The organism is Falsigemmobacter intermedius, assembly GCF_004054105.1.
In the GTDB taxonomy this organism is placed as follows: domain Bacteria; phylum Pseudomonadota; class Alphaproteobacteria; order Rhodobacterales; family Rhodobacteraceae; genus Wagnerdoeblera; species Wagnerdoeblera intermedia.
In genome coordinates this window covers 823-2125 of record NZ_SBLC01000119.1, presented here as the reverse complement: position 1 = coordinate 2125, position 1303 = coordinate 823, and the positions used below count along the sequence as shown (strand labels likewise).

Below are 1303 nucleotides of genomic sequence, written 5' to 3'. Positions count from 1 at the left end.
CGCCAATTTCACATGCCCGGAGCAAGCCGCCAGGGAATTTCCACAGCCTTCGCGACACGACCTCGCGGCCGAATGGACCGAAGCGCTGAAAGTGCGTGCGATCAACTCGGATGCCAGGGTGATTGAGCTTTCAGGCGGTAACCAGCAGAAAGTCGTCATCGCAAAGGCCCTGGTGCAAAAGCCGCGTCTGGTGATTTTTGATGAGCCGACGCGGGGGGGGATGTGGGCGCGATCGCCGAGATCCATTATATCATTGAGGGCCTGGCTGAGGCTGGCATCGCGGTGATGGTGATCTCCTCCTATCTGCCGGAAATTCTTCAGCTTTCCGACCGGATTCTGGTGTGCCGCCATGGTCGGATCGTTGAGGAGTTTGAAGGCCACCGGACGGATGCTGAGACGATCATGTACGCCGCCGTCCACTGAGCGGCGCGCATGTCCAGGCGGGCATCTCGCGCGGCCGTTGAAGTGTGAGGAGGGGATGCTTCATTTGCCCGGCGAACGAGACTGATGGAGGCCGACCCGTTCGCCCGCGCGGCTCTTCAGAGCCGGCGCGGGGCGCTGCCTCTCGCTGCGCAGACTGAGCAGCAGGGCGCCGGCTCCCTCAAACGGTCCGGATAGCCAATCCTGACGAAGGGAGGCTGGTTTGGGGTGGAAAGACCCTCGAGGCAATGTCAGCAGATACCGACTCTCCAGCGCTCCCGGCTTCATGCACGAAGGATCTCTGCAAAGGGTGAATATGCGTTTCAGAAACAGTCGAGGCGCCACTATTCTGCCCCGAGAGCGCTCTGATCTGCCTGTTGGTGGACGGCGGTATCCGGTTCGCGCTAGATAGGGGTCCCGGTTGGGACGTGCCTTTGACAGGATGACGAGAAAGATGAGCCAGAACTTCGACGCCCAGCGGCGCGAAACCTTTGAGACCTTCGCTGAGCTGAAAAAGCGCGGGACGGCCTTGCCCCGGACTTCGGTGGTGGAGTTCTATCTTCTTGCCGAAGATGAGGACGCCCGCTGGGGCGCCTGCGAAAAAGCGCTGGCTGCGCTTGGCTACCGAACCGAGCGCGATGAAGAAAGCCATACCCTGATCGTCGCCACCCGCGGCGAGCTTCTGATCACGCCGGAGTCGATCTGGGCGGCAGAGAAGAAAGTGATTGAGATCGCGCTGAAATTTGACTTCCACCCCGACGGATGGGAATTTGGGTTTGACTGATCCGGCATCTGACGATCGGTCTCTCGCGGGACGATCCGATCGCTGAGGCGCTGAGCCCCGATTGTCGCTGTGCGAACTGACAAGGTCAGCGGTCTCCCT

3 protein-coding genes are annotated in these 1303 nt (G+C 60.9%); all 3 read left to right on the top strand.

The window, feature by feature from the left end; translation table 11 throughout:
• Window positions 1-91 precede the first annotated feature (91 nt).
• The 3 genes from EP867_RS20480 (at window position 92) to EP867_RS19425 (ending at window position 1204) form a co-directional block, all read left to right on the top strand.
• Window positions 92-286, top strand: a complete 195-nt coding sequence (locus EP867_RS20480) for an ATP-binding cassette domain-containing protein (protein WP_322099048.1) — start codon at window positions 92-94, stop codon at window positions 284-286.
• Window positions 223-423 carry a hypothetical protein gene (locus tag EP867_RS20015; protein ID WP_174722360.1) on the top strand — a complete coding sequence of 67 codons (201 nt, stop codon included), beginning with the start codon at window positions 223-225 and terminating at the stop codon, window positions 421-423. The genes EP867_RS20480 and EP867_RS20015 overlap by 64 nt, the downstream gene beginning before the upstream one ends.
• 451 nt (window positions 424-874) lie before the next feature.
• Window positions 875-1204 carry a ribonuclease E inhibitor RraB gene (locus EP867_RS19425; protein WP_164888982.1) on the top strand — a complete coding sequence of 110 codons (330 nt, stop codon included), beginning with the start codon at window positions 875-877 and terminating at the stop codon, window positions 1202-1204.
• The last annotated feature ends 99 nt before the right edge of the window (window positions 1205-1303 follow it).